This window comes from Burkholderia sp. Bp9143, assembly GCF_003853645.1.
In the GTDB taxonomy this organism is placed as follows: domain Bacteria; phylum Pseudomonadota; class Gammaproteobacteria; order Burkholderiales; family Burkholderiaceae; genus Burkholderia.
The window spans coordinates 71,131-94,757 of the sequence record NZ_QTPO01000026.1 but is presented as its reverse complement, the minus strand read 5'-3'; the positions used below and the strand labels follow the sequence as shown (position 1 = coordinate 94,757).

Below are 23,627 nucleotides of genomic sequence, written 5' to 3'. Positions count from 1 at the left end.
CAGCGCCATCCAACGAGACATGGAGACAATACGATGAGCAGCAATCGAGGTGTCGTCTATCTTGGGCCGGGCAAGGTCGAAGTGCAGAAGATCGATTATCCGAAGATGGTCGATCCGACCGGCCGCGCGATCGGCCACGGCGTGATCCTGAAAGTGGTGAGCACGAACATCTGCGGCTCCGACCAGCACATGGTGCGCGGCCGCACGACCGCGCCGGTCGGCCTCGTGCTCGGTCACGAGATCACGGGCGAGGTGGTCGAAGCGGGCCCCGACGTCGAGACGCTGAAGATCGGCGATCTCGTGTCGGTGCCGTTCAACGTCGCGTGCGGCCGTTGCGCGATGTGCAAGGACACGCATACGGGCGTGTGCCTGAACGTCAACCCGGCGCGTGCCGGCGGTGCATATGGCTACGTCGACATGGGTGGCTGGATCGGCGGCCAGGCCGAATACGTGCTGGTGCCGTACGCCGACTTCAACCTGCTGAAATTCCCGGACCGCGATCAGGCGATGGCGAAGATCCGCGACCTGACTTGCCTGTCCGACATTCTGCCGACCGGTTATCACGGCGCGGTGACCGCGGGCGTGAAGCCCGGTTCGACGGTCTATATCGCGGGCGCGGGCCCGGTCGGGATGGCGGCGGCCGCATCGGCGCGCCTGCTCGGCGCGGCGGTGACGATCGTCGGCGACATGAACCCGGAACGCCTCGCGCATGCGCGGGCGATGGGCTTCGAGACGGTCGACCTGTCGCTGGACGCGTCGCTCGGCGAGCAGATCGAGCAGATCCTCGGCGTGCCGGAGATCGACTGCGCAGTCGACTGCGTGGGCTTCGAGGCGCACGGCCACGGTTCGTCGGGCCATTCCGAGGAAGCGCCCGCGACGGTGCTGAACTCGCTGATGGAAATCACGCGGCCGGCCGGTGCGATCGGCATCCCGGGCCTGTACGTGACGGACGATCCGGGCGCGAAAGACAAGGCCGCGCAGCACGGCAGCCTGAGCATCCGCTTCGGCCTCGGCTGGGCGAAGTCGCACTCGTTCTTCACGGGTCAGACGCCGGTGCTGAAGTACAACCGCAACCTGATGCAGGCGATCCTGTTCGACCGTCTTCCGATCGCGAAGATCGTCAACGTCGAGGTGATCTCGCTCGACCAGGCGCCGGAAGGCTACAAGAAGTTCGACGGCGGCGCGCCGCGCAAATTCGTGATCGATCCGCACGGTTTGCTGGCGGCCTGACGCACGAACGACGGGCATGAAGCGGGCGGCACCGGAGACGGTGCCGCCCGTTTTCGCTGTGGGCGGGCGAACCCATGCGCACGAACGGCAAGGACGCGCCCCGGATCGCGGTGGGCGTCGTGCGTTGCCGTGCATGCATCGACCGACTTCGTTTCGCGGCGCAAACGCCGATGTTGCGCATGCCGGTTTGGAGAAATCAGTGCCGCGCCCGGCGCTCAGTGTCCGCGATAGACCATCGCCAGTCTGGCATCGGTCGCCACGGCTCGGTGTCCATGGCGCATATGCTGGCTCACGCGGCGGATCGCGTGCGTGCGCCGCGCGGCGGCACCGCCTTTCCAGTCGGCGACGCGCATGCCGCCTCGCGCCTGGGGCGGCTCGTGCAGCGGCGGTGCTTGCCGCGCGACCATCGCCGTCGCTCGTCGGGTTGCGGGCGGGCTCGTGTCGGCGGCGGCGCGCGGCAGGTCGACGTCGTCCTGTGTGATGTCGGCCTGCTTGGCATCGGCGTGCTTGGCGCCGGCCTGCGTCGCGTCGGCCGGATGAAACGCATAGACGGGCGCGGGCACGACCGGCAACGTCGGCGCGTCAGCCGGCTGCAGACTGGCCTCGGCCGCCACCGGGCCCGGCGTACTCTCGCCTCGACAGACCGGATTGGCCTTGCACGTCCGATCGAACGTCACATAGCCACCGACCAGGAGCACGAGGGTCAGGATGCTCAGGATCGGCGCGCTCGATGCGCTCGGGCGCCGGACCGCCGCGCTGCGCACCGCGGCCGCGACGCGCGACGGCCACGTCGGAACGGGCGGCGCGTCGTGCGGAGGAGCGACCTGCGCGGCATGCGCATCGGCGCTCCGGTCGTTCCGTTCGCGCAGCGGCGCGAATGGCCAGTCCCCCAGTCCGCAGACGGGGCACTGTTCGACGGCGCGGAACGCCATGAAGCCGCATTGCCGGCAGCGCTGGCTGACGGCATCGCGCGGCTCGGCGCGCAGGTTCAATGCGCCGCGCAGCGTGTCGCGCGTGCGGACTTTCCGGGTGGGCAGGACTTGCATGGTCGTTGCTACCTCGTCTGTCGTTGCCGCCCCGCGAGTGTCCCGATGGTCTGCATCGCGTCCTCGACTGCAGGGGTCCACGGCCGGCCATAGTTTAGCCGGACATAGCGGTGGAAGGCGCCCGTCATGGAAAAGATCGGCCCGGGCGCGAGGCTGACGCCGTTCTCCATCGCGTCGCCGAACAACTGCATCGCATCCACGTGCGGCGGCAATTCGATCCACAGGAAATACCCGCCGCGCGGGACATGCACCGCCGTGTCGGGCGGAAAGTACGCGCGAACGGCCGCCAGCATCTGCGCCTGGTGGGCCGCCAGGTTGCGTCGGAGCCTGCGCAGGAAGCGGTCGTATGCACCGTTGCGCAGGTACCTGGAGACGGCCATCTGCGCGGGCACGTCGGCCGCCGGCGCGCTCGCATTCTTCACCTGCCTGATCTGCTTCACATAGCGTCCGGCCGCGACCCAGCCGACCCGGAAGCCGGGGGCGAGGCACTTCGAGAACGAACCGCAATGCAGCACCAGCCCGCTTTCGTCGTACAGCTTCGCAGGCCGCGTGGGCGTCGGGCCGAAGTGCAGTTCGCCGAACACGTCGTCCTCGATCAGCGGCACGCGGTGCGACGCGAGCAGGTCGATCAGCGCGCGCTTGCGCTCGTCGGGCAGCGTCGCGCCGGTCGGGTTGTGGAACGAGGTCATGAACCAGCATGCGCGCACCGGATGCGTGTCGAGCGCGTCGGCGAGCGCATCGAGATCGAGGCCGGTGCGGGGATCCACTGGAATCTCGATGGCCTTCAGGTGCAGCCGCTGCACGGTCTGCAGCACCGCGTGGTAGGCCGGACGCTCGATCGCGACGATGTCGCCGGGGCGCGTGAGCGCCTGCAGGCTCAGCGTCAGCGCTTCGGCCGCGCCGGTCGTGATGACGATCTCTTCCATCGGCAGCGATGCGCCCGCGTTCAGGTAGCGCAGTGCGATCTGGCGGCGCAGCGCTTCGTGGCCCGGCGGCAGTCCGGCCAGCAGTTTCGCGCGGTCCATGTTGCGGGCCGCGGCCGCCGCATACCGCCACAGGCTGCTCATCGGAAACAGCGAATAGCTGGCGAACGCGGAGCCCAGCGGCACGATGTCGTCGCACTTGAGCGAGTCGAGCAAGCGGAACAGCGTATCGTCGTCGCCGGTCTGCGCCGCGGCCGGTTTGCACGGTGTGTCGTGACCCGTGCGCACGCGTTTGTCATCGACGTTCGCAACGAAATATCCGGAACGCGCACGCGCGGTGATCAGGCCCTCGCTTTCGAGCGTGTAGTACGCACGAAACACGGTGGAAGGACTTACACGGTAAGCGCGGCACGCCGCGCGCACGGTCGGGATGCGCGCGCCGGCCCCGAGGTCGCCACGCCGGATCGCGTCGGCAATCGTCTGTGCGAGCGCCGCATATCGCTTCATGCCTGCCCTCCGGCCGATCGCGGCCGTCGCTGAGAAAAGAGTAGCACGGCATCCGCCGCGTTCAATCCCGCCCCCCAATTGCTGATCCGCATGTCGCTGATCCGCATGTTTTCGATCGACTCTGATCCTTTTCTTCAGACCTACGAACCGGCATTCTTCACAAGTTTTATTCCCCGATGCTCGATCGATACGGAATTCACACTGCCCGACGGCGGATCCGTGACCTCGCGCACCGTGCGCGGGGCCTTGTCTACAACGTCCTGACCTTTATCCGGAAGCAACGAGCGTGAAATCGAAGTTCCTTGCCGCGAGCCTCGTGGCCGGCATCGCCCTCAACCTGTTCGGCGGCGCCGCCGAAGCAGCCTGCATCAGCAATCCCCCGACTCAATCCAACGCGTCGTTTCCAGCCGCACTGACCGGCAAGCTCGTCTATCACAGCTACGTCAATTACGGCGACGGTACGAGCCAGCTGTTCCTGTACGATTTTTCCGCCCATACGCTCACGCAATTGAGCAAGAGCAGCTGGGGCATCACCGATCCGATGAACGGCGTGTTCAGCCCCGACGGCAAGTGGCTCGCGTTCATGGGCATCAGCAACGGCGCCTGGAACGTGTTCATGCTGCAGCTCGGTGCCGGTACGCCGCCGGTCAACCTGACGAACAGCACGGGTGCGACGCGCAACGAGGATCCGAAGTTCAGCGCGGACGGCAAGACGCTCGTGTTCAAGCAGAACGGCGACGTGAAGCAGGGCACGCTGTCGTACACGAGCGCGGGCCCGGTGTTCACGTCGGTCGTGAGCCTGACGAACGCCCCGGCCGGCGCTGAATACTCGATGCCGTTCCTCGCGCCGGACGCGAGCGCCGTCTACTACGCGACGGGCACCGGCTCGAACATGGGGCTGATGAAGCGCACGATCGCGACCGGTACGACCGTCACGTTCGATCATCCGGCCGGTCTGCAGACCTACTATCCGATCGTGCGCGGCGACGGCATGGTGTTCTATGCGCGCTGGAAGGACACGGGCGGCGCCGACCAGATCTATACGAAGACCGCGGACCCGGCGTCGACGCCGAACGCGCTGCCGATCAACGACTGCGTGAGCAACAACTCGGACCCTGCGCCGGTGAGCGGCACGAACTACGTGTTCTTCTCGTCGACGACGGCGGGCGGCTACCAGCTTTACGTGGGCGACGTGACGACCGGCCAGCGCTGGAGCCTGTCGCAGTTCGGCGTGAACGCGGACACGACCAAGGCGAAGCTCGGCTCGAGCTACTACGGCGGCCCGGCTGCCGCGCAGCCGACGCTGCTGTCGCAAGGGCGTCCGGCCGCGGCCTCGGCGAGCTACAACGCGTCGCTGACGCCGGACAAGGCGTTCGACGGCAACACGACCAGCACGCGCTGGGATTCACCGGAAGGCGCGGGCGTCGATCCGCAATGGATCTCCGTCGATCTCGGCGCGATCAAGAAGATCAGCAGCGTCGATCTCTACTGGGACGCGGGCGCGCTCGTCTACCAGATCCAGACGTCGAGCGACAATGCGAACTGGACAACGGTCTACTCGACGAACAACGGCGTGTCGTACGGTCACGTCACGCTGCCCAACCTGAACGCGCAGGGGCGCTACGTGCGGATGCTCGGCACGAAGCGCGCGACGCAGTGGGGTTACTCGCTCGACGAAATGCAGGTGTGGGGATCGTAAGCGCAAATGAAAAGCGGCCTTCAAGGCCGCTTTTTTCATCGTGCCGTGCGCGCGTCACGCATGAATCACGTGGGCGGGAAACGCCGACCCGGTAGCCGCCGCACCCTGCGAGAGCGGCGCGACCTGCTTGCGGCGTTCGCGCGTCGGCGCGACGCCGAATGCGTCGCGATAGCTCTTGCTGAAGTGGCACGCCGACTGGAAACCGCACGCCATCGTGATGTGCATGATCGACATGTCGGTCTGCAGCAGCAGCTCGCGCGCGCGGCGCAGCCGAAGCGTCAGGTAATAGTGCGTGGGTGTCATCCCGAGATGCTCGCGGAACAGGCGCTGCAGCTGGCGCTGCGACATGTTCGCGAGCCGCGCGAGCTCTTCGCGCGACAGCGGCTCCTCGATGTTGTTCTCCATCAGGGAGATCACTTCGAACAGCGACTTGTTCGCGGACCCGAGCCGTGCGACGAGCGGCATGCGCTGCTGCGCGCTCGTATCGCGCACGTGTTCGACGATGAACTGCTCGGCGATCTGCGTGACGCGCGCGGTGCCCACGCGCGCGGCGATCAGGTTCAGCATCATGTCGAGCGGCGCGACGCCGCCCGTGCACGTGATGCGGTCGCGATCGATCACGAACAGTTCCTTCAGGAAGCGCGTGTCCGGAAACTCTTCCTTCAGCGCCGACATGTTTTCCCAGTGGATCGCGCACGCGTAGCCCGCGAGCAGCCCCGACTTCGCGAGTGCATAGGTGCCCGTGCACAGGCTGCCGAGCGGCAGCCCCATGCGCGCGAATCGGCGCAGCGTCGACAGATGGTCGGGTGTGGTCGCGCGCTGCACGTCGACGCCGCCGCACACGAATACGATATCCGGCTGCCCCACGCATTCGGCCGGGCCCGTGTCGACCGTGAGACCGTTGCTCGCCGTGACCGGGCCGCCTTCCGGGCTGATGATCGACCAGCGGTAGAGCGGCTGGCCGCTCAGGTAGTTCGCCATCCGAAGCACCTCGATCGCATTCGTGAACGCGATCATCGTGAAGTTCGGCAAGGGCATGAACGCGAAGTGGGACAGCGACGCTGTGCGGTCGGGCGACATGGGGAGCGTTCCTTGAATCTCTAATAGCTTTTCGCCCGAGTGGCACGGATCGGGCTGCCGTATTGTGTGAGCGAGCGCAACAAGCGTGCCATACGGCTAAACCCTAGCACCACGCGTTGTATGGGCGTCAGGCGGATGCTGCACTGCACCGTAAGCGGGCTGCGCTGCACCCCGGACGCGCAGCGCGGGCACCGGCGAAGTGCCTGTCCATAGGTGAACCGCCTGCGCCGGCTTGCTTGGTCATCAAAAAAAGCACGACCGGTCACTTGTGCAAAACGGACGCGCATGGCGGAAAAGGCAAAGAACGCGTCTAAATTCATCAATCCGCCGAAAATCCGAACGACAAGAATAGAGCCGTCGGCAGCCTTGCACTGGATGCGCTGGAAACCCAGGTAGGGCGGGCCTCGAGCTTCGGTTTCACGCCCTTTATTCTTCGTCACGGACGCACTATGTCGAACACCCAGCCTTTCTTCTCGCAGCCCCTTGCCGAGCGCGACGCGCCGGTACGCAGCGCCATCCTGAAGGAACTCGAGCGCCAGCAGTCGCAGGTCGAGCTGATCGCGTCGGAAAACATCGTGTCGCGCGCCGTGCTGGAGGCCCAGGGTTCGGTGCTGACCAACAAGTATGCGGAAGGCTATCCGGGCAAGCGCTACTACGGCGGCTGCGAATTCGCGGACGAGGTGGAGGCGCTGGCGATCGAGCGCGTGAAGCAGATCTTCAACGCCGGCTATGCGAACGTGCAGCCGCACTCGGGCGCGCAGGCGAACGGCTCGGTGATGCTCGCGCTGGCGAAGCCGGGCGACACGGTGCTCGGCATGTCGCTGGACGCCGGCGGCCACCTGACGCACGGCGCGAAGCCGGCGCTGTCGGGCAAGTGGTTCAACGCGGTGCAGTACGGCGTGAACCGTGACACGATGCGGATCGACTACGACCAGGTCGAGGAACTGGCGCAGCAGCACAAGCCGAGCCTGATCATCGCCGGCTTTTCGGCCTACCCGCGCGCGCTGGACTTCGCTCGCTTCCGTGCGATCGCCGACGGCGTCGGCGCGAAGCTGATGGTCGACATGGCGCACATCGCGGGCGTGATCGCCGCCGGCCGCCATGCGAACCCGGTCGAGCATGCGCACGTCGTCACGTCGACCACGCACAAGACCCTGCGCGGCCCGCGCGGCGGCTTCGTGCTGACCAACGACGAAGAGATCGCGAAGAAGATCAACTCGGCGGTGTTCCCCGGCCTGCAGGGCGGCCCGCTGATGCACGTCATCGCCGGCAAGGCCGTCGCGTTCGGCGAAGTGCTGCACGCGGACTTCAAGACCTACATCGACAACGTGCTCGCGAACGCGCAGGCGCTCGGCGAAGTGCTGAAGGCGGGCGGCGTGGATCTCGTCACCGGCGGCACCGACAACCACCTGCTGCTGGTCGACCTGCGCCCGAAGGGCCTGAAGGGCGCGCCGGTCGAGCAGGCGCTGGAACGCGCGGGCATCACCTGCAACAAGAACGGCATTCCGTTCGACACCGAGAAGCCGACCGTCACGTCGGGCATCCGCCTCGGCACGCCGGCGGGCACGACGCGCGGCTTCGGCGTCGCGGAGTTCCGCGAGATCGGCCGCCTGATTCTCGAAGTGTTCGACGCGCTGCGCGCGAACCCCGAAGGCGATCACGCGACCGAACAGCGCGTGCGCCGCGAGATCTTCGCGCTTTGCGAACGCTTCCCGATTTATTGATCGACGACCCCCACAAAAAGCAGAGACTGGAGCGAGAGGCAGATATGAGCACGCTGCATCAGGACAGCATCATCATCGACGGACTGAACATCTCGAAGTTCGAGAAGCCGGTGTTCGAGGACATGCGCAAGGGCGGCATCACGGCCGCGAACTGCACGGTATCGGTGTGGGAGAACTTCACCAAGACCGTCGACAACATCGGCGTGATGAAGCAGAAGATCCGCGACAACGGCGAGCTGCTGACGCTGGTGCGCACGACGGACGACATCTTCCGCGCGAAGAAGGAAGGCAAGACGGGGATCATCCTCGGCTTCCAGAACGCGCACGCGTTCGAGGACAACCTCGGCTACATCGAGGCGTTCGCCGACATGGGCGTGCGCGTCGTGCAGCTTTGCTACAACACGCAGAACCTGGTCGGCACCGGCTGCTACGAGCGTGACGGCGGCCTGTCGGACTTCGGCCGCGAAGTGATCACCGAGATGAACCGCGTCGGCATCATGGTCGACCTGTCGCACGTGGGCGGCAACACGTCGTCGGAAGCGATCGCGTTCTCGAAGAAGCCGGTGTGCTACTCGCACTGCCTGCCGTCGGGCCTGAAGGAACATCCGCGCAACAAGAGCGACGCGCAGCTGAAGGAAATCGCCGATGCCGGCGGCTTCGTCGGCGTGACGATGTTCGCGCCGTTCCTGAAGCGCGGGATCGAGGCGAACATCGACGACTACATCGAGGCGATCGACTATGTCGTGAACCTGATCGGCGAGGACGCGGTCGGCATCGGCACGGACTTCACGCAGGATTTCGCGAAGGAATTCTTCGACATGCTGACGCATGACAAGGGCCGCTATCGCCAGCTGACGAACTTCGGCAAGGTGATCAACCCGGACGGCATCCGCACGATCGGCGAATTCCCGAACCTGACCGCGGCGATGGAACGTCACGGCTGGAAGGAGTCGCGCATCCGCAAGATCATGGGCGAGAACTGGGTGCGCGTGTTCAAGGACGTGTGGGGCGCGTAAGCGCCCGCCGAACCGAACCGCTACCCGCGATTCAACACTAGAAAAATCGGGACGTGCCCACGCAAGCCGCGCGGGCACGCGGACGATGTCGTGCCAGCGCCCGAACCGCGCGGCCAATTTTCCTCACGGAGTCACCACGATGCAACCGCAACTGCCGATCAACGTCGATCCCGATACCGGCGTCTGGACCACCGACGCGCTGCCGATGCTGTACGTGCCGCGCCACTTCTTCACGAACAACCACGTCGCCGTCGAGGAAGCGCTCGGCGTCGAAGCGTATGCCGAGATCCTCTACAAGGCCGGCTACAAGTCCGCATACCACTGGTGCGACAAGGAAGCGAAGCTGCACGGGCTGACCGGCATGGCCGTGTTCGAGCACTACCTGAAGCGCCTGTCGCAACGCGGCTGGGGCCTGTTCTCGATCATCGAGGCCGATCCGGCCAGCGCGCGCGCGAAGATCGAGCTGCGCCACTCGTCGTTCGTGCTCCAGCAGCCGGGCAAGGAAGGCAAGCTCTGCTACATGTTCGCGGGCTGGTTCGCCGGCGCGATGGACTGGGTCAACGATACGACGCCGGAAGGCAAGGGCGCGCCGCGCGCGCAGTCGAAGGAAGTGCAGTGTGCGGCCGAGCACCACGACCACTGCGTCTTCGAAGTGTCGCCGATCGCGCACTGATGTGCTGACGTAACGACACAGCAACACTACAACACCCGCAACACGAGACATTCGAACGCCAGAGGTCGCCTGCGATGCGTTATCCCCACCTGTTCAAACCCATGCAGCTGAACCAGCTGACGCTGCGCAACCGGATCGTCAGCACCGCGCACGCGGAGGTGTATGCCGAGCCGGGCGGCCTGCCGGGCGACCGCTACATCCGCTATTACGAAGAGAAGGCAAAGGGTGGCGTCGGCCTCGCGATCTGCGGCGGCTCGAGCCCCGTGTCGATCGACAGCCCGCAGGGCTGGTGGAAGTCGGTGAACCTGTCGAACGACAAGATCATCGACCCGCTCACGCGTCTCGCCGACACGATGCACAAGCACGGCGCGAAGATCATGATCCAGGCGACGCACATGGGCCGCCGCTCGTCGTTCCACGGCGAGCACTGGCCGCACCTGATGTCGCCGTCGGGCGTGCGCGAGCCGGTGCACCGCGGTAACGCGAAGATCATCGAGATCGAGGAAATCCGCCGCATCATCGGCGACTTCGCGGCCGCCGCGAAGCGCGTGAAGGCGGCCGGCATGGACGGCATCGAAATCTCCGCCGCGCACCAGCACCTGATCGACCAGTTCTGGAGCAAGCGTTCGAACCATCGCACCGACGAATGGGGCGGCAGCCTCGAGAACCGTCTGCGCTTCGGTATCGAGGTGCTGACGGCCGTGCGTGAAGCGGTGGGCAAGGACTTCTGCGTCGGCCTGCGGATGTGCGGCGACGAATTCCACGAAGACGGCCTCGATCACGAAGCGCTGAAGGAAATCGCGCAGGCGATGTCGGAGACGGGCCTGATCGACTACCTGAGCGTGGTCGGGTCGGGCGGCGACACGCACAACACGATCGCCAACTGCATGCCGCCGATGGCGCTGCCGCCGGAGCCGTTCGTGCACCTCGCGGCCGGCATCAAGTCGGTGGTGAAGATCCCCGTGATGCACGCGCAGAGCATCCGCGACGCGGGCCAGGCCGAGCGCCTGCTCGCGAACGGCATGATCGACCTGGTCGGCATGACGCGCGCGCAGATCGCCGATCCGCACATGGTGATCAAGATCCGTGACGGCCGCGAAGACGAAATCAAGCAGTGCGTCGGCGCGAACTACTGCATCGACCGCCAGTACAACGGCCTCGACGTGCTCTGTATCCAGAACGCCGCGACGTCGCGCGAAGCGACGATGCCGCACATCATCGAGAAATCGCGTGGCCCGAAGCGCAAGGTGGTGGTGGTCGGCGCGGGCCCTGCAGGGCTCGAGGCCGCACGCGTCGCGAAGCTGCGTGGTCACGACGTGGTGCTGTTCGAGAAGAACACCGAAGTGGGCGGCCAGGTGATGATCGCCGCGAAGGCGCCGCAGCGCGAACAGATGTCGGGGATCATCCGCTGGTTCGACATGGAAACCAAGCGCCTCGGCGTCGACCGCCGCCTCGGTGTCGCCGCCGACGAGAAGATGATCATGGCCGAGAAGCCGGACATCGTCGTGCTCGCGACCGGCGGTTCGAGCTTCACGTGGCAGGTGCCGGCCTGGGGCGTGGCCGAAGGCCTCGCCGTCAGCTCGTGGGACATCCTGACCGGCAAGGTCGAGCCGAAGCAGAACGTGCTGCTGTTCGACGGCGTGAGCACCCATGCGGGCGCGGGCGTCGCCGACTTCATGGCGAGCCGCGGCTCGAAGGTCGAGGTCGTCACGCCTGACGTGAAGGTGGCCGACGATTGCGGCGGCACGACGTTCCCGATCTTCTATCGCCGCCTGTATGCGCTCGGCGTGATCCCGACGCCGAACACGATGCTCGATCGCGTGTACGAAGAGGACGGCAAGAAGATCGCCGTGCTGCGCAACGAATACACGGAAGAACTGGAAGAGCGCGCGGTCGACCAGGTGGTGATCGAGAACGGTTCGTCGCCGAACGACGAACTGTACTGGAAGCTCAAGCCGGAGTCGGTGAACCGCGGCCAGATCGATCCGCACACGCTGTTCGCGGCCGAGCCGCAACCATGCCTGTCGGAAGAACTGGGCAACGGCCGCTTCCTGCTGTTCCGTGTCGGCGACTGCATCTCGATGCACAACGTCCACGGTGCGATCTACGACTCGCTGCGTCTCGTCAAGGATTTCTAAAGATGAATCCGGCCTTCCTCATTACCGCACTGCTGTGGCTGTCGGTGGCGGGGCTCGCGTTCGCGGTCGCGAAGCGCTCGTCCTACTGGCGTCTCGGGCGCGCGACGGCGCCCGGCTCGTTCGGCGTCGCGAACCTGTTCACGATCCCGAAGCGCTACTTCGTCGACCTGCACCATGTAGTCGCCCGCGATCCGTACATCGCGAAGACCCACGTCGCGACCGCCGGCGGCGCGATCGCCGCGCTCGCGCTGGTGTTCGTCAACTACGGCCTCGCGATCTACTCGCCGTGGCTCGACAAGCTGATCTTCCTCGCGGCGCTCGCGATGCTCGTCGGCGTGGTGTTCGTCTGGCGCCGCCGCGCGGCCAAGGACGTGCCGGCCCGCCTGTCGCGCGGCCCGTGGAATGCGATGCCCTGGCTGCTCGGCTCGTTCGCGCTCGGCCTCGTGCTGTTCATGGTCGTGCCGGCCGGCGCGATGTCGGGTGCGTTCGCGGTGCTCTGCGCGCTGCTGATCGGTGCCGGTGCATTCACGATGACCGTCGGCGCCGCGAAGGGCGGCCCGATGAAGCATGCGATCGCCGGCCTGCTGCACCTCGCGTTCCACCCGCGCCAGGAGCGTTTCGCGGCCACCCGCGATGCGTTCACGGGTAACGGCACGGCCACGCCGCCGACCGCGCTGAAGCTGCCGGACATCGAGCACGAGGAGTACGGCGTCGCGAAGCCGGTCGAGTTCCGCTGGAACCAGTTGCTGAGCTTCGACGCGTGCGTGCAGTGCGGCAAGTGCGAAGCCGCGTGCCCCGCGTTCGCATCGGGCCAGCCGCTGAACCCGAAGAAACTGATCCAGGATCTCGTCGTCGGGATGGCGGGCGGCACCGATGCCGCGTACGCCGGCAGCCCGACGCCGGGCCTCGCGGTCGGCCAGCATCGCGGCGAGCCGAACGGCCCGATCGTGGCCGGCCTGATCGAGGAGCAGACGCTGTGGTCGTGCACCACCTGCCGCGCGTGCGTGCAGGAGTGCCCGATGCTGATCGAGCACGTCGACGCGATCGTCGACATGCGCCGCAACCGCACGCTGGTGCACGGCTCGGTGCCGGGCAAGGGCCAGGAAGTGCTCGCGAACCTGCGCGAGACCGGAACGATGGGCGGCTACGACACGGCTGCGCGCTACGACTGGTCGGTCGACTTGAACGCACCCGTCGCGCAACCCGGCAAGCCGGTCGACGTGCTGTTCGTCGCGGGTGAAGGCGCATTCGACATGCGTTACCAGCGCACGCTGCGCGCGTTCGTGAAGGTGCTGAACAAGGCGGGCGTCGACTATGCGGTGCTCGGTGGAACCGAGACCGACACCGGCGACGTCGCACGCCGCCTCGGCGACGAAGCGACGTTCCAGCAGATGGCGAAGCGCCTGATCGGCACGCTCGGCTCGCTGTCGTACAAGCAGATCGTGACGGCCGACCCGCACGTGATGCACAGCCTGCGCAACGAATACCGCGCGCTCGGGCTGCGCGTGACGGTCAAACACCACACGACCTACCTGGCGGAGCTGGCCGATAGCGGCAAGATCGCACCGAAGGCCGTCGAAGCGCTGCGCGAGAAGCGCACCACGTATCACGACCCGTGCTACCTCGGCCGCTACAACGGCGAGACGGAATCGCCGCGCAAGCTGCTGAAGACGATCGGCATCCAGGTCGTCGAGATGGAGCGCAACGGCATGCGCGGCCGCTGCTGCGGCGGTGGCGGCGGTGCGCCGCTGACCGACATCCCGGGCAAGCAGCGTATTCCCGACATCCGCATCGCAGACGCGCGCGCGATCGGCGCGGACGTGGTCGCGGTCGGATGCCCGAACTGCACGGCGATGCTCGAAGGCGTCGTGGGCCCGCGCCCCGACGTGCTCGACGTGGCCGAACTCGTTGCCGCCTCGCTGGAGTGAATCGATGAACACGATCAAACGAATCGATCCGCGCCGGCCGTTCATCATCACGGCCGCGGGCCTGAAGCGCATCACGCTCGGCGAGGAAGGCAGCGCCGATGCGAGCGCCGCGCAATGGTCCGCGCACGGTCATGGCGCCGCGGCCACGAAGCCGCGCCGCGCGGTGCAGGACCCGAAGCACGTGATGCTGGTGGTGGCGCATACCGAGCGCGGCGCGCTCGACGACCATTCGCGGCAGGCGATTGCCGCCGCCGCGGTGCTGGCCGACGCGCAGACGGAAGTCGCACTGCTGGCATTCGGCGAACTGAAGGATGACGCCGCCGAACTCGGCGTCGACAAGCTGATCGAGCTGGCCGACTTCGACCGTCGCGCCTTCGCGCCCGAAAGCGAATTGCAAGCATTGCAGGCATGTGCCGCGGCGCTCGCGCCGAAGCACGTGTTCGTGCCCGACAACGCGACCGGCGACGGCGATCTCGGCCGGCGTTACGCGGCGGCCGCCGGCGCGAGCGTCGCGACCCACGTGGTCGAGATCGACGCGAAGCATGTCGGCGCGTATGCGCAGGCCGGCCGTGCGTTCGCGACGCGCGGCTTGCCCGACGTGATCCTGCTCGAGCAGAACGCGGTCGAGGCGAAACTGCCGTTCGTCGGTGCGGGCGAGCGCCTGGCCGCCGACTTCATCCGCCCGGCCGGCGACGCGGCGCAGCCGTACCGCGATCTCGGCCTCGAGGAAATCGATGCGGCGCAGGTCGCGCTGGAGGAAGCCGACTTCATCGTGTCGGCCGGCAACGGCGTGTCCGACATCGGCGCGTTCGAGCAGCTGGCCGGCGCATTCGGCGCGGCGATCGGCGCGAGCCGCGTCGCGGTCGACAACGGTCACTTCACGCGCGACAAGCAGGTGGGCGCGACCGGCAAGACGGTCGAGGCCAGCGTGTACATCGCGTTCGGCATCTCGGGCGCGGTGCAGCACCTGCAGGGGATCAAGGACTGCCGCCACGTGATCGCGGTGAACCTCGACGGCAGCGCGCCGATCGCGAAGCGGGCGAACCTGACGGTGGTGGGTGACGCGCAGGCGACGATCGCCGCGCTGATCGAACAGGTGCAGGCCGCGCGCGCGTCGCGCGGACAATCGTCGAGCGCGGTCGGCTCGCGTGAAACCGAAGGAGTCGCAGCATGAACGCCCCCCGCCAGTTGCAACGCATCGCGGTGCTCGTGTCCGTGGGCCGGCACCCCGTCAGCGGCACCGCGCGCTACAGCCGCAATGACGCGGCCGCGCTCGAGGTCGGCCGCCAGCTCGCGGAGCAGCATCGCGCGCAGCTCGACGTGATCCATGCGGGCGATCCCGCGAATGAAGCGCTTGCCGAATACCTCGCGCTCGGCGCACGGCAGGTCGAGGTGCTGGCCTGCCGAGACGACGACGATGCCGTGCGCGCACTCGCCGCGCGCGTCGAAGGCTACGACCTCGTGCTGACCGGCACCCGCGCCGAAGGCGCGTACGACACCGGCATGCTGCCGTATCGCGTCGCCGCGACGCTCGGCTATCCGCTCGTCGGCTCGGCCGTCGACGTGACGGTCGACGGCGGCCGCGCGGCGATCCGGCAATTCTTGCCGAAAGGGTTGCGGCGGCGCGTCGACGCGGCGCTGCCGGCCGTCGTCGCGGTCCATCCGCTCGCCAACGTGGCGCCGCGCTACGCGTACGCGCGGCTGCGGGCCGGTGCGATCCGCCCGGCGCTCACGTCGACCGGCGCGGACGCCGATGCAGCCGCCTGGAAGGTCGGCACGATCGAGCGTAAACCCGTAAAGCTGGTCGCTGCCGAGAAGCGCTCCGGGCATGCCCGGATGCTGTCCGCGACGACGACCGAAAGCCGCGGCGGCAACGTCGTAAATGAAGGGAGTTCAGTCGAAAAAGCACAAGTGATCCTCGCGTATTTGCGCGAGCATCAGCTCATCGACTACTGATTTTGATGCCTGTCGGCAACCACACTGGGACGCAAGGAATCCGGAGCAAACGATGAAAGTATCGGCAGACATTCGTGCACTGATCGAGCGACGCAAGGAAGGTTACAGCCTCGAGGCGCCGTTCTACACGAGCGAGGACATCTTCGCCCTCGACATGGAGGCGATTTTCCGCCAGCACTGGATCCAGGTCGGGATCGAACCGGACATTCCCGAGCCGGGCGACTACGTGACCGTGGAACTGGGCAGCGACTCGATCCTGATCGTGCGCGACGACGACATGGAAATTCGCGCGTTCCACAACGTGTGCCGTCACCGCGGCGCGCGCCTGTGCAACGAGGACAAGGGCTCGGTCGGCAACATCGTGTGCCCGTACCACAGCTGGACCTACAACCTGACGGGCCAGCTGATGTTCGCCGAGCACATGGGCGAGAAATTCGACCGCTGCAAGCACAGCCTGAAGTCGGTGCACGTGCAGAACCTCGCGGGCCTGATCTTCATCTGCCTCGCCGAGGAGCCGCCGGTCGATTTCGCGCAGCTGCGCGCCCAGATGGAGCCGTACCTGCTGCCGCACGATCTGCCGAACACGAAGATCGCCGCACAGATCGACATCATCGAGGAAGGCAACTGGAAGCTCACGATGGAGAACAACCGCGAGTGCTATCACTGCGTCGCGAACCATCCTGAGCTGACGATCTCGCTGTACGAATACGGCTTCGGCTACCAGCGCTCCGACGCGAACGCCGAAGGCATGGATGCATTCGCGGAAACCTGCGTGCGCCGCGGCAAGGAGTGGGCCGAGATGGGCCTGCCGTCCGCCGAAATCGAGAAGCTGCTCGACGTGACGGGTTTCCGCACGCAGCGCCTGCCGCTCGACCGCCACGGCGAATCGCAGACCCTCGACGCGAAGGTCGCATCGAAGAAGCTGCTCGGCCAGTTCGACCAGGCCGACCTCGGCGGCCTGTCGTTCTGGACGCAGCCGAACTCGTGGCACCACTTCATGAGCGATCACATCGTGACGTTCTCGGTGATTCCGCTGTCGGCCGGCAAGACGCTCGTGCGCACCAAGTGGCTCGTGCACAAGGACGCGAAGGAAGGCGTCGACTACGACGTGAAGAACCTGACGGCCGTGTGGAACGCGACCAACGACCAGGATCGCGCGCTCGTCGAGTTCTCGCAGCGCGGCGCGACCAGCAGCGCGTACGAGCCGGGCCCGTACTCGCCGTACACCGAAGGTCTCGTCGAAAAATTCTCGGCCTGGTACATCGGCCGGCTCGCCGAAAAAATCGGCGCGTAGTACTTAGCAGTGAACAAGCGGAGCAAGACATGATGCGAGATGCGGCCCATTTCGAGCCGGCGGACAGCCGGGTTACACACCCGGCGTTCTGGAGCGCGCTGCCGGAGCGCTGGACGAGCGACGTCGAGGAAACGCTGGTGTGCTGCCACGTTCGGCAGGAAACCCACGACGTGAAGAGTTTCTTCTTCCGTTCGCCGCAAGGCCGTGCGTTCTCGTTCGAGCCCGGGCAGTTCATCACGCTCGAGCTCGACATCGAAGGCGAGACGATCAACCGGTGCTACACGATCTCGTCGTCGCCGGCGCGGCCGCACACGATCTCGATCACGGTGAAGCGCGTACCGGGCGGCAAGGTGTCGAACTGGCTGCACGACAACCTGCAACCGGGCGCGTCGGTTCGCGTGCTCGGCCCGGCCGGCGAGTTCACGTGTGCGCGGCATCCCGCGCGCAAGTACCTGTTCCTGTCGGCCGGTTCGGGTGTCACGCCGCTGATGTCGATGAGCCGCGCGCACCATGATCTCGCCGAGGATCGCGACATCCTGTTCGTGCACAGCGCACGCACGCCGGACGACATCATCTTCGCGCGCGAGCTCGACCTGATCGCGTCGAACCATACGAACTTCCGCACGTCGTTCGTCGTCGAGCGCGTCGGTGCGCGCACCAACTGGCCGGGCGTCACCGGCTTCCTGACGCTGCCGCTGCTGAAGCTGATCGCACCGGACTTCATGGAGCGCGAGATCTTCACGTGCGGCCCCGCGCCGTACATGAAGGCCGTGCGCGACCTGCTCGACGAAGCCGGCTTCGACCGCAAGCAGTATCACGAGGAAAGCTTCTCGTTCGAAACGCTCGCGCAGACCGCGAGCGACGACGTGCTGGCCGAACTCGTGCCGGCGGCCAACGACGGTGACGTCGAGACGAAGCAGTACACGGTCAGCTTCGCAAAGAGCAACCGCGAGATCACGTGCGGCTCGGAGCAGCACGTGCTCGACGCGGCGCGCCAGTCGGGCGTGCGGCTGCCGGCGTCGTGCACGCAGGGCATGTGCGGCACCTGCAAGGTGAAGCTCGTGTCGGGGCAGGTGGAGATGAAGCACAACGGCGGTATCCGCCAGCGCGAGATCGATCAGGGGATGGTGCTGCTGTGCTGCAGCAAGCCGCTGTCGGATCTCGTGATCGACAAGTAGTCGGAAGTAGTCGAAAGCAGCCATCGGTTGTCCGGGCGCGTCGCGGCCGGACAAGCATCCGTCGGAAAACAACGATACCGCGGATTTGTGGTTGAAGAACCTAGAGAGGCAACGCGCACGGTGCGCATATCAAGGAGATCGACCATGAAGCTGTTCGGAAAACTGTTTTGGACCGGCGCACTGTCGGCAATGGTGGCACTGAGCGCATCGGCGCTTGCCGATACGAAGCCGACGCTGAAGATCGGCTACGTCGAAGGCTGGGACGACAGCGTCGCGACGTCGAACGTCGCGGCCCGCGTGATCGAGAAGAAACTCGGTTACCAGGTCCAGCTCGTACCGGTGGCCGCCGGGATCATGTGGCAAGGCGTGGCGCGCGGCGACCTCGACGCGACGCTGTCCGCCTGGCTGCCGGTCACGCACGGCTCCTATTGGGGCGAATACAAGGCGAAGGTCGTCGACCTCGGCGCGAACTTTCCCGACGCGAAGATCGGCCTGATCGTGCCCGACTTCGTGAAGGCGAAGAGCATCGATGATCTGAATGCCGAGAAGAGCAGCTTCGGCGGCCGGATCGTCGGCATCGACGCGGGCGCGGGCGTGATGCGCAAGACCGACGAAGCGATCAAGAGCTATGGCCTCAGCTACACGCTGATGCCGAGTTCGGGCAGCGCGATGACGGCCGAACTGTCGCGCTCCGTCGGTGCGAACAAGCCGGTGATCGTGACCGGCTGGGCGCCGCACTGGATGTTCGCGAAGTGGAAGCTGCGCTTCCTCGAGGATCCGAAGAAGGTGTTCGGCGGCGCGGAGCACGTCGACAGCGTCGTGAATCCGCAGCTCGAAACGAAGGCCAAGCCGGTCGTCGCGTTCCTGAAGAAATTCCAGTGGAAGCCGGGCGAGATCGACAGCGTGATGCTCGCGATCCAGAACGGCTCGAAGCCGGAAGCAGCGGCCGATGCATGGATTGCGGCGCATGCGGACCGCGTGAATTCGTGGACTGAAGGCGCACAGTAAGACTGCGGCGATTCACCGCAATAAATAGATGAAGAGACAGTCCGGGAAAGGTCGGTAGTAATGCGAAATAATCGCACTGCGACACAGCCTTCTCCCGGAATTATTTTTTTGATTCTGCAAAAAAGCCCGTAAGTTGTTACACTACGGCCCTTGTGCGGAGTCATCTGCTTTGCATCGGACCAGAGTAAGCGCTAAAGCGCTAACTCTGATCGAGAGGAGGAATTGGATGAGTCAGGCAGGACTGCGTGCGAACCGCACCAGTGATGTTGAGGCAACCATCTCACATGATTCGACGGGCCACACGCTGCACCGTGGCCTGACTTGGAAAGACGCATTCTGGGTAACGAGCGGCGTGCCGGCAGGCGTGCTGTTCACGATCGGCGGCGTATGCGCGACGATCGGCCAGCCCGCGTGGGCGATCTGGATCGCCGCGATCACGATGGGGCTGATTCAGAGCGCGACTTATGCGGAAATATCAGGGCTATTTCCCCATAAATCGGGCGGCGCGTCGGTGTATGGCGCGATCGGCTGGGTCCGTTACAGCAAGCTGATTGCCCCGGTTTCCGTGTGGTGCAACTGGCTCGCGTGGTCGCCGATGCTCGCGCTCGGCTGCGGCCTCGCGGCGAGCTATGCGCTCACGAGCCTCTTTCCCGCCGATGCGGCGGTGCTGCAGTGGCAGCTCAAGATCGCGGATCTCGGTTTCATCAAGCCAGGTCTGTCCCTGCGAATCAACGCGACATTCATCATCGCGACGATTCTGCTTCTCATCACGTTCAAGCTTCAGCACAGCGGCGCATCGAAGGCTGCGCGAACGCAGCGCATTCTCGGCATCGCATCGCTCACGCCGCTGCTGATCGTCGGGATCGTGCCGTTCATCACCGGCGACGTGCCGATGTCGAACCTGTTGCCGCTGCTGCCGCTCGGCCACGACGCGCACGGCAACCTCACGACCGCGACATTCGGCTCGTGGAACGGGCAGGGCGTGACGATGGCGCTCGGTGCGATGTTCATGGCCGGCTGGGCGTCGTACGGCTTCGAGACGGCCGTCTGCTACACGCGCGAATTCCGCGATCCGCGCCGCGACACGGCGAAGGCGATCTTCTGGTCGGGCGCGCTGTGCCTCGTCGTGATGACGCTCGTGCCGATGGCGTTCCAGGGCGCGCTCGGCACGCAGGCGATGCTCGATCCGGCGATCGGCGACGGCACCGGCGTCGCGGCCGCGATGGCGAAGATCGTCGGCGGCGGCGCGTGGGTCGCGAATGCGGTCGTCGTGATGCTGATGCTGTCGATCCTGCTGATCGTGATGACGTCGATGATGGGCTCGTCGCGCACGCTGTACCAGGCATCGGTCGACGGCTGGCTGCCGAAGTACCTGTCGCACGTGAACGAGCACGGCTCGCCCACGCGCGCGATGTGGACCGATCTCGGCTTCAACCTCGTGTTGCTGATGATGTCGGACTACATGACGGTGCTCTCGATCTCGAACGTCTGCTACATGCTGTTCGTATTCCTGAACCTTCAGTCGGGCTGGATCCACCGGATGGATCGCGGCAACTGGGACCGTCCGTTCCGCTGCCCGACCTGGCTGCTCGTCGCCGGTTCGATCTGCGGCTACGCGAACCTCGTCTATGTCGGCGCGGGCGCGAACCTGCAGGGCGAAGGTACGCTGCGCAACGGGCTGATCGCGATGCTGCTGATCGTGCCGGTGTTTCTCTATCGTCACTACTGGCAGGATCGTGGCCGTTTCCCCGCACAGATGCAGCGCGACATGGAACTCGAAGTGCCGAAGCGCGCGATGTGGCTGAACCTGATGCCGTATGCGGCGCTGGTCGGCGCAGCGCTCACGATCTGGCTGTCGTACTACTTCGCGTGGGTGAAGTAGGCGCCTGACCGCGGCACGCGCGACGCGCGACGAATCCGGACACCGCACCCGGGGCCGTCGCGCGAAGCGTCGAACGGCAAGCAAAAAAAACCGACCGGCATCTGCCGGTCGGTTTTTTGTTGGCTGCTCGCCGAACGTATGCGCTTACGGAAACACCACCGTCCGGTCGCCGTTCAGGAACACGCGGCGCTCGATGAACGCCTTGACCGCACGCGCGAGCGTGATGCACTCGACGTCGCGGCCGACCGCGAGCAGTTGCTCGGGACGCAGCGCATGATCGACGCGTTCGACCACCTGCTCGATGATCGGGCCTTCGTCGAGATCGTCGGTCACGAAGTGCGCGGTCGCGCCGATCAGCTTCACGCCGCGCGCATGCGCCTGGTGATACGGCTTCGCGCCCTTGAAGCCGGGCAGGAACGAGTGATGGATGTTGATCGCGCGGTGCGCGAGCTTCGCGCTGGTTTCCTGCGACAGCACCTGCATGTAGCGCGCGAGGATCACGAGTTCGGCGCCGCTCGACTCGAAGAAGTCGAGCCACTGCGCTTCCTGCTGCGCCTTGGTGTCGGCCGTGATCGGGAAGTGGCGGAACGGCAGCCCGTGCTGCGCGGCCAGCGGCTCGAAGTCCGGATGGTTCGACACGATGCCGACGATGTCCATCTTCAGCTCGCCCATCCGCCAGCGGAACAGCAGGTCCGCGAGGCAGTGCTCGAGCTTCGACACCATGATCAGCACCTTCGGGCGCGCGTTCACGTCGTGGATCGCCCATTGCGTGTCACCTTCACCGCCGCCGCCGAGCGCGGCCGCGATCGGCCCGAACTCCTCGCGCAGCGCATCGATCTGCAGCGTCTCATCCGTCGGATGAAACACGCAGCGCACAAAGAAGTGGTTGCTGAGATCGTCGTCGAACACGTTCAGCGCATCGACATAGCAGCGATGGCGTTCGAGAAAGCCGACGACGGCGGCGACCTGGCCGGCCGCGCTCGGGCACGACAGCGTCAGGACGAATTGATCAGGGCGTGAGTCGGCGGTCATGAGATTCCTCGGATGTCATGGGGCGCGAACCCGCGCGGCGGCGCACCGGGGCGCCAGGTTACGCGGGTAGCGTAAGGCTCAAGTAAATCAGGACGATTTTGGCGCGGATAGAACCAACCCGCCGTGTGGCTGGTATCGGCGCGCCAGCGCGGCCGGGCGGGGGCTGGGCGCCGGACGGCTGGCCCGAAGGACGTCGGGCGGCCAATCAGCCGGCATTCGGCGGCCCGTCAGGCCGCCCGCCAGGCGGCGTTCAGGCCGGTGCGCATGCGTCGAGCAGCCAGCGCCGGAACACGTGGGTCGCGTCCGGCTCGGGCCGCTGCGGCGGCCGCACGAGGAAGTAGCCGCGCGACGTGACGACGGGCGCATCGACGAGCTTCACGAGCTGCCCGGACGCGACCAGCTCGTCGACGAGCGGCGACCAGCCGAGCGCGACGCCCTCGCCGAGCAGCGCCGCATGGATCACCAGCGCATAGCTGTTGAAGGTCACGCCGCGTGCGTCGGCCGGCGCGTCGAGGCCGTGCGCGTCGAACCAGCCGGCCCACGACAGCCAGCGCTCGGGGCGCGTCGGCTGCACGTGCAGCAGCGGCAGCGTGTGCAGGTGCTCGGGCCGCGCGACTTGCGGGTGCGCGGCGCGGAACGCGGGCGAGCACACGGGCGTGACGGATTCCGGAAAGAGCCGCGCGGCCGTGCACGACGGCCAGTGGCCGTCGCCGAACAGGATCGCGATGTCGGCGTGGTCGCGCTGCGCGTCGTAATCCTGTGACGTGACGACCCGCACGTCGACGTCCGGCATCACGCGCTTCAGCCCCGCGAGGCGCGGCATCAGCCAGTAGGTCGCGAAACCGAAATCCGTGACGATCGTGAGCGCGCCGTGCTCGCGGCGCGCGCGCAGCGTCGCGGTGGCGCCGCGCAGCGTGTCGAGGCTCACCCGCACGGCTTCGTACAGGCACTGGCCGTCGCGCGTCAGCGTGACGCCGCGCGGGCTGCGCTCGAACAGCGGCACGCCGAGCTCCGCCTCGAGCTGGAACACCTGCTGGCTCACGGCCGGCTGCGTCGAGCCGAGCTCGCGCGCGGCGGCGGTGAAGCTCTGGAGACGGGCGGCCGATTCGAACGCGCGCAGCGCCTGCATCGACGGTAACGGTTCGGGTTTCGACATAAGTCTCTCTAATGGGCCCATAAGAGCCGGACGCCTTCCCGCGCGAATTCGGGCGGGGGATAGTGCTTCGGACGGCACGGCGCCGCGCCAGGCCTTCCGCGATTCTGCCAGTCGCGGCCGGTGCGTGCGGCACTTTCTGCAGGCCGCGTCCGTCACG

Annotated in this window: 20 protein-coding genes; 14 read left to right on the top strand and 6 right to left on the bottom strand. The window is 66.4% G+C overall.

Features of this window, described 5'->3' with window-relative positions; all coding sequences use genetic code 11:
* Window positions 1-33 precede the first annotated feature (33 nt).
* On the top strand, window positions 34-1,230 hold the full coding sequence (gene fdhA / locus DIE23_RS20620) for a formaldehyde dehydrogenase, glutathione-independent (protein ID WP_124613819.1): 1,197 nt from the start codon (window positions 34-36) through the stop codon (window positions 1,228-1,230).
* Between the two features lie 215 nt (window positions 1,231-1,445).
* Here the strand turns inward: fdhA and DIE23_RS39615 are convergent, their stop codons facing one another.
* Entirely contained in the window at window positions 1,446-2,276 is an 831-nt protein-coding gene (locus DIE23_RS39615) for an ATP-dependent serine protease (RefSeq protein ID WP_185646502.1), read from the bottom strand.
* Between the two features lie 8 nt (window positions 2,277-2,284).
* The gene (locus tag DIE23_RS20610; RefSeq protein WP_124613817.1) at window positions 2,285-3,706 is read right to left on the bottom strand and encodes a PLP-dependent aminotransferase family protein; all 1,422 of its coding nucleotides are present in this window, start codon (window positions 3,704-3,706) and stop codon (window positions 2,285-2,287) included.
* Window positions 3,707-3,796: 90 nt separating this feature from the next.
* Between DIE23_RS20610 and DIE23_RS39610 the strand changes: the two genes are divergently transcribed.
* Both DIE23_RS39610 and DIE23_RS20605 read left to right on the top strand, forming a co-directional pair.
* Window positions 3,797-3,970, top strand: coding sequence for a hypothetical protein (locus DIE23_RS39610; protein ID WP_185646501.1), 174 nt, complete (start codon window positions 3,797-3,799; stop codon window positions 3,968-3,970).
* 22 nt (window positions 3,971-3,992) lie between these two features.
* A complete protein-coding gene (locus tag DIE23_RS20605) occupies window positions 3,993-5,405 on the top strand; it encodes a discoidin domain-containing protein (RefSeq protein WP_124613816.1) in 1,413 nt (470 codons plus the stop codon).
* A gap of 54 nt (window positions 5,406-5,459) precedes the next feature.
* Here the strand turns inward: DIE23_RS20605 and DIE23_RS20600 are convergent, their stop codons facing one another.
* Complete coding sequence (locus DIE23_RS20600) at window positions 5,460-6,485, bottom strand: GlxA family transcriptional regulator (RefSeq protein WP_124613815.1); 1,026 nt, start codon at window positions 6,483-6,485, stop codon at window positions 5,460-5,462.
* Between the two features lie 20 nt (window positions 6,486-6,505).
* Window positions 6,506-6,925 carry a hypothetical protein gene (locus tag DIE23_RS40250; RefSeq protein ID WP_260436122.1) on the bottom strand — a complete coding sequence of 140 codons (420 nt, stop codon included), beginning with the start codon at window positions 6,923-6,925 and terminating at the stop codon, window positions 6,506-6,508.
* A gap of 9 nt (window positions 6,926-6,934) precedes the next feature.
* Between DIE23_RS40250 and DIE23_RS20590 the strand changes: the two genes are divergently transcribed.
* The 11 genes from DIE23_RS20590 (at window position 6,935) to DIE23_RS20540 (ending at window position 21,282) form a co-directional block, all read left to right on the top strand.
* A complete protein-coding gene (locus DIE23_RS20590) occupies window positions 6,935-8,209 on the top strand; it encodes a serine hydroxymethyltransferase (RefSeq protein WP_124613814.1) in 1,275 nt (424 codons plus the stop codon).
* 44 nt (window positions 8,210-8,253) lie between these two features.
* A complete protein-coding gene (locus DIE23_RS20585) occupies window positions 8,254-9,225 on the top strand; it encodes a dipeptidase (protein WP_124613813.1) in 972 nt (323 codons plus the stop codon).
* Between the two features lie 139 nt (window positions 9,226-9,364).
* Window positions 9,365-9,898, top strand: coding sequence for a DUF5943 domain-containing protein (locus DIE23_RS20580; protein ID WP_006488993.1), 534 nt, complete (start codon window positions 9,365-9,367; stop codon window positions 9,896-9,898).
* 74 nt (window positions 9,899-9,972) lie between these two features.
* Window positions 9,973-12,036, top strand: coding sequence for an NADH:flavin oxidoreductase (locus tag DIE23_RS20575; protein WP_124495125.1), 2,064 nt, complete (start codon window positions 9,973-9,975; stop codon window positions 12,034-12,036).
* 2 nt (window positions 12,037-12,038) lie between these two features.
* Complete coding sequence (locus tag DIE23_RS20570; protein ID WP_124613812.1) at window positions 12,039-13,964, top strand: (Fe-S)-binding protein; 1,926 nt, start codon at window positions 12,039-12,041, stop codon at window positions 13,962-13,964.
* A 4-nt stretch (window positions 13,965-13,968) separates the two neighbouring features.
* Window positions 13,969-15,138: an electron transfer flavoprotein subunit alpha/FixB family protein gene (locus DIE23_RS20565; protein WP_124613811.1), complete on the top strand. Its 1,170-nt coding sequence runs from the start codon at window positions 13,969-13,971 to the stop codon at window positions 15,136-15,138.
* On the top strand, window positions 15,135-15,920 hold the full coding sequence (locus DIE23_RS20560) for an electron transfer flavoprotein subunit beta/FixA family protein (protein ID WP_124613810.1): 786 nt from the start codon (window positions 15,135-15,137) through the stop codon (window positions 15,918-15,920). Before DIE23_RS20565 ends, DIE23_RS20560 begins: the two co-directional genes overlap by 4 nt.
* Window positions 15,921-15,972: 52 nt before the next feature.
* A complete protein-coding gene (locus DIE23_RS20555) occupies window positions 15,973-17,214 on the top strand; it encodes an SRPBCC family protein (protein WP_124613809.1) in 1,242 nt (413 codons plus the stop codon).
* Between the two features lie 29 nt (window positions 17,215-17,243).
* Window positions 17,244-18,392, top strand: a complete 1,149-nt coding sequence (locus tag DIE23_RS20550; protein ID WP_124613808.1) for a hybrid-cluster NAD(P)-dependent oxidoreductase — start codon at window positions 17,244-17,246, stop codon at window positions 18,390-18,392.
* Window positions 18,393-18,536: 144 nt separating this feature from the next.
* Window positions 18,537-19,400 carry a glycine betaine ABC transporter substrate-binding protein gene (locus tag DIE23_RS20545; RefSeq protein ID WP_124613807.1) on the top strand — a complete coding sequence of 288 codons (864 nt, stop codon included), beginning with the start codon at window positions 18,537-18,539 and terminating at the stop codon, window positions 19,398-19,400.
* Between the two features lie 226 nt (window positions 19,401-19,626).
* Entirely contained in the window at window positions 19,627-21,282 is a 1,656-nt protein-coding gene (locus DIE23_RS20540; RefSeq protein WP_124613806.1) for an APC family permease, read from the top strand.
* Window positions 21,283-21,426: 144 nt separating this feature from the next.
* Here DIE23_RS20540 and DIE23_RS20535 read toward each other — a convergent pair whose 3' ends face one another.
* Both DIE23_RS20535 and DIE23_RS20530 read right to left on the bottom strand, forming a co-directional pair.
* Window positions 21,427-22,314: a formyltetrahydrofolate deformylase gene (locus DIE23_RS20535; RefSeq protein ID WP_124613805.1), complete on the bottom strand. Its 888-nt coding sequence runs from the start codon at window positions 22,312-22,314 to the stop codon at window positions 21,427-21,429.
* A 250-nt stretch (window positions 22,315-22,564) separates the two neighbouring features.
* Window positions 22,565-23,491: a choline sulfate utilization transcriptional regulator gene (locus tag DIE23_RS20530; RefSeq protein WP_124613804.1), complete on the bottom strand. Its 927-nt coding sequence runs from the start codon at window positions 23,489-23,491 to the stop codon at window positions 22,565-22,567.
* Window positions 23,492-23,627 lie beyond the last annotated feature (136 nt).